Genomic DNA, 5,181 nt, shown 5'->3' with positions numbered 1-5,181 from the left:
GAGGGCATAGCGTGGATGGTACGCTAAACAACGCTAAGGGCGAACAATCAGCGAACGCTTAGGCGGCGCGGCTATCCGGCGGCAGATTGAGGGCCTTGCGGCCAGCGGAAGCGGCTGCTCGATCCCAGAGGAAATCGCCCGAGAAAGCAATATGCTCCCAACCTACTGGGGACGTATGGGCGAGTAGATCATCAGGCACCGCGACCGATGTTGATCGTAGATGCTGGGCGGCGGCATCCATGTAGATCGTGTTCCAATAGACGATCGCGGCGACGAGCAGATTGAGGCCGGACGCCCGATATTGCTGCGCCTCGTGGCTGCGGTCGATGATGCGGCCCTGGCGGAATGTGTAGATCGCCTGCGTCAGGGCATGGCGCTGCTCGCTGTTGTTGAGACCGGCATGGCATCGCCGGCGCAGATCGGGATTTTCTAGCCAGTCCAGCATGAACAGCGTCCGCTCGATCTTGCCGATTTCCTGTAGCGCGACATCGAGCTGGTTCTGCCGTTCGTAGGCAGCGAGCTTTCGCAGCATGACCGATGGCGCGACATGGCCGGCCTTGATCGACCCTACGAGGCGCAGCACGTCTTCCCATTGCTCACCGATGATGTCGGTGCGGATACGCTTGCCCAACAGCGGGGTGATGGACGGATAGGCCGTGACCGGCGCGATCGGCGCGAGCCGCCTGTCGGGGAAGTCGCGCAGGCGCGGGCAGAAGCGAAATCCCAGCATCGCGCACAGGGCGAAGACATGATCGGTCGCCCCGCCGGTGTCGGTGTAATGCTCGACGATCCTGAGATCGGTGCCGTGGCTGGTGAGGCCGTCGAGGACATAGGGCGCCTCATGCGTCGCGGCCGAGATCACTTTGACGTGGTAGGGCGCGCGCTGATCAGAATTATGGGTGTAGAAGCTGAAGCCATGATCGACGCCATAGCGGGCGTTGATATCGCCGCCCGACGCGCCGCGCTTCGCGGCCCTGAAGAACTGGCCATCGGAACTGGACGTGGTGCCGTCGCCCCATACTCGTGAGAATGGCAGGCGGTGGTGCGCGTTGATGAGGAGGGCCAGCGCCGCGCGGTAGCTGTCGTCGCGGATATAGGCGTCATGGGTCCAGAGGAGCTGATCGCGCGTGACGCCCTGACTCGCCGCCGCCATGCGCGACAGGCCGAGATTGGTCGCATCGGCGAGGATCGTGGCGAGCAGCGCGTTTTCATTGGGACACGGCTCGCCGGTACGCAGGTTGGTGAACGCCGCAAGAAAGCCGGTTTCCTGCGCCACCTCATGCAGTAGCTCGGTGATGCGGATGCGTGGCATCATGGCATCGAGCCGGTCGGCCAGCGCTTCGGCGTCGGGCGTCGCGATCGTGCGAACGGGGGATATCTGGAGGCGGTCGTCGCGATATCGCGCACCCTCCAGAGCGTCGCGCTTCAGGCGCTGGGCAAATTTCTTAAGCCGCCAGTCAAGTTCGCGGCCCCGCTGTTCGAGCCATTCGCCGGCTGTGGGTGGCAGACCGAGAGCCGACACGATCGGCTTCGCCTGGGGTTCGCTGAGCAGGTAGCTGTCGAACCGGCGGTATCCTGCCGATCGCTCCACCCAGACATCCCCGGAACGCAGCTTGTTGCGCAGATGCGCGATCGTCGCGATTTCCCAGAGACGCCGGTTGATCTTGCCGTCATCGCCCACGACGATTTTCCGCCATTCCTTGCGGAAGGGCATCGGAGCGTCGGCAGGCAGATCGCGTTTGCCCGACCTGTTGAGGTCGCGCAGCATCTCGATGGCGGCGATCGTTTTTGCACTGCCCTTTCCGGCCCTGAACTGGAGCGCCTCAAGCAGGTCGGGGGCGAACTTGCGCAACGTCGCATAGCGGTCGGCCGCCACCGTCAGCGGATCAAGGTTGGCGGTTTCCGCGATTGTCGCCACTTCTGGCCTCGCCTTCAGGAGGGTGTTCCACCCGACCGATGCGTCCAGGGCCTCCATTGGATCTTCGCCGGTATCGACCGCATCGGTCAATGCGTCGATTGTCCTGCGAAAGATCAGCATCAGCCGCGCCACATTCTTTGACGTGGTGGCATAGCTGCGCGCCTGGGCGTTCTTCGCGCGGGTGAAGATGCTGCCGATCAGCTTGTCCGCCATCTCCAAGGCGTTATCGGTCAGTCGTTCCTCGAGGTCGAGCAGGAACGCAACCAGCGTAGCGCGCCGTCGGGAGGGAATATATCGCTCGATCATATAGGCAGGCGAAGCGCGGCCTTCCCTGACATATTGCCGAAATCGGTCGGCATGGATGCGGCCAGCCACGTCCGGGGAGATGCCGATCTTCCGCACTTGCCGCAGGCGGTCGAGAATCTGGCGGATGTGATCGGGCCTGGCCGCAACGGGAATGGTCTTGAGCGAAGCGAGTTGGCTCATGCCGCCGGCGTCGTCAAAGACCTGGTCGAGGGCGTGGACCTGTTCGGCGCTAAGATCAGCGATCAGGGCGTAGGCAGCCTGCTTGCGGGCACGCGCGCGTCCCGCACTACTGGCGCGTTCGATGGTGGAGATGGACGGCAGTAGAATCCGGGCCTCGCGAAGGGCGGTGACAACGCCGATCGCTATCGTCATCCCCTTGTCGGTCGCCCATGCCGTTTTCGCGGCCGCTTCGATCATGAAGGGAATGTCGGCGCGGGTTGGTCCACGAAGGCCCGCTCGCATCGCCAGCTCGCGGGCATGGTCCGTCATCGTCTGATCCCGCGCTGCATAGTTGGCCAGGTCGGTTACGTGTAGACCAAGTTGTTCCGCGACGAAGGCGGCGAGATCATGGGGTATCGCTCCCTTGTCCTGTATCAACTGCGCCAGTGTGATGCCCGGGTGCCGCAAGAGCGCGAGTTGCAGCGCGACACCCAACTGGTTCCGTCGCTCCCGTCGTGCGCCGATGATCTCGATGTCCGAAGGCTCGAAGGTGTAGAGCCGGGCTAGATGGTCGCGCTCGCTCGGGATGGCGAGGATCTGATCGCGTTCGCTCTCGGTCAGGAGTTGATGCTTACGCTTCGTCATTCCGATTCCCGTCCACAAAAGGTCATCTGGGCCTATGGACAGCCATGAGTAAAGAGACATAGTATGTGGACGGATATGGATGGGGCGAAGCGATCGCCCTTCAGATCGTCCACAGAACGACCGTTTGGGAGACGCACGGGATGGGCGATATTCTGGGTTATGCCCGCGTCAGCACCGGCGATCAGGACGTGGCTGGACAGACCATGCGTCTGGAGGAGGCCGGCGCGATCAAGGTGTTCACCGACGTCATGTCGGGCAAGAGCATGGAGCGGCCCGGTCTGGCCGAACTGATCGCCTATGCCCGCAAGGGCGACACGCTGGCGGTGGTCCGCCTCGATCGGCTTGGGCGCTCGCTCGCCGAATTGCTCACCACGGTCGAGACGCTACGCGGCCAGGGCATCGCGCTCCTGAGTCTTGAGGAAAAGATCGACACATCGTCGGCCGCCGGCGAACTCATCTTCCATGTGTTCGGGGCCATCGCCCATTTCGAGCGGAGACTGATCTCCGAGCGAACCAGGGATGGGATCGCCGCCGCGCGCGCCAAAGGCAAGTTGCCCGGCCGTCAGCCGCTCGACATGTCCAAGGTACATGCCGCCATCAAACTGGTCGAAGCGAGCATCTCGCCGACAGAAGCAGCACGACAACTCGGCATCGGCCGATCGACCATCTATCGAGAAATGCGCCGCCTCGGCGTGGAAAGGCCCATCTGAATGTCCAGATCGAAATCGGCTCACGATCTTTCCGGCCTGATGAAATATGCGGATCGCGCGCCATGGGATGAGGCATTGGCCGAAATGCTGTCCGCGCATCTCGATCCGGCGAGCGAAGCGACCGGACTCAAGCCTGACGCCATATTCGAGATAATTGGCGATCACTGGCAAGGGCCGCTATGGGGCTGCGCCTTTGAAGATCTGCTTACGCAGGAACTGGAACCCGACGGTCGCAATCTGGTCGATGACTATCTCAAGCGCCGGGGCTGGAACGAAAAGGCGCCGAACAAGGCCTATATGCGCGCGTTACGCGATACGGTCATGTCGCTCTATGAGGTCAGCGAAGTCGTGCCTGGTCAGTCGATGACCTTGCGCGATCTGCTGCGCGACGTTGCTCCGGTGACGGTGCGCGAACACGGTGCAACCCAGACCCTGGTCAACTGGGACAAGATCGCCGCAAGGGTTGTCGACGTGAACGGGCGCCATGGCATTTCCGGAGCGCTGTTGCCGTTCAGCGCTGAGGGCGCCGTGCGAGTGGTCGAGGCATTTTCCCGACTTGCCGACGAAACTCAGGACACTGCGGAATTGGACCCGTCCGATCGGGACGCGCTTCTGGGAGCATCGGGACCGATGTTCACGAACATGTGGCTGCTCGACTGTCTGGGCAAGGCCATGCCCGGCAGCGCGCCGGATATGGTCAACGCCGACGGCGATGACCTGGTGTTCCACCGTATCGTTTTTCCGCTGGCGAAAGGCGTGGTCGGCAAGAGCCTGATCCGAAGGCTGAACGCGGCACAATGGCTGGAACCTGCCAGCGACAGTTTCTGGAACTGGCTGGCACCAGCGACGAAGAACAAGAAGCCGCAAGCGACCAAAGGCAAGCGGGCCTTCGTCACGACCATGGATGACGGCACGCCGGTTTTTGCCAATGTGGAACTGGCAGGGCGCAAGCTGATCGTCGAGGTAAACAGTGCCGCCCGCGCGGAGCGAGCAATTACCCAGATGGGCGAATGGCTTGGTGATTGCGTGAGCGCGCCTATGGCCGAAATCCGGACGCTCGATCAGGTTATGGCCGACGATGCCGCCCGCACGCCACAGGACGAGGCGCTGGATATTCCACCGCATGAAATGGAGCGCATCGTTCACGATATGCTGACCCGTGAATATACGAAAACGCTCGATGAGCCGGTCCCAGCCCTCAGCCACAAGACGCCACGCGTTCTGGCCTGTACAAAGGCGGGGCGGGTAAAGGTAGCCGACTGGCTCAAATATATCGAAAATGGCGCGGCAAAATCGGGCACCGCCGATCCGATGGGCACCTATGACTTTACATGGATGTGGGAAGAACTGGGGCTTAGCGACCTCCGGCGGTAACGGCCATCATGCGGTTCTTGAAATGTTCTCGCTTAGCGTTGTCTGGCGTACCTTCCACGCGATGCCCTC

General features: G+C 62.3%; 3 protein-coding genes. 2 read left to right on the top strand and 1 reads right to left on the bottom strand.

Annotation, left to right across the window (positions count from 1 at the left end):
* Positions 1–58: 58 nt before the first annotated feature.
* Positions 59–3,028 (bottom strand): Tn3 family transposase, encoded by a 2,970-nt coding sequence (locus tag ACH0CP_RS18830; RefSeq protein ID WP_406876121.1) that lies wholly within the window; start codon positions 3,026–3,028, stop codon positions 59–61.
* A 140-nt stretch (positions 3,029–3,168) separates the two neighbouring features.
* Between ACH0CP_RS18830 and ACH0CP_RS18825 the strand changes: the two genes are divergently transcribed.
* Positions 3,169–3,738, top strand: coding sequence for a recombinase family protein (locus ACH0CP_RS18825; RefSeq protein ID WP_013849886.1), 570 nt, complete (start codon positions 3,169–3,171; stop codon positions 3,736–3,738).
* Positions 3,739–5,112 (top strand): hypothetical protein, encoded by a 1,374-nt coding sequence (locus ACH0CP_RS18820; protein ID WP_406876122.1) that lies wholly within the window; start codon positions 3,739–3,741, stop codon positions 5,110–5,112.
* The last annotated feature ends 69 nt before the right edge of the window (positions 5,113–5,181 follow it).

The organism is Sphingomonas sp. 179-I 2A4 NHS (assembly GCF_045369135.1).
Classification (GTDB): domain Bacteria; phylum Pseudomonadota; class Alphaproteobacteria; order Sphingomonadales; family Sphingomonadaceae; genus Sphingomonas.
The sequence above is the reverse complement of the archived record's forward strand: the minus strand, read 5'-3'. Positions and strand labels throughout refer to the sequence as shown.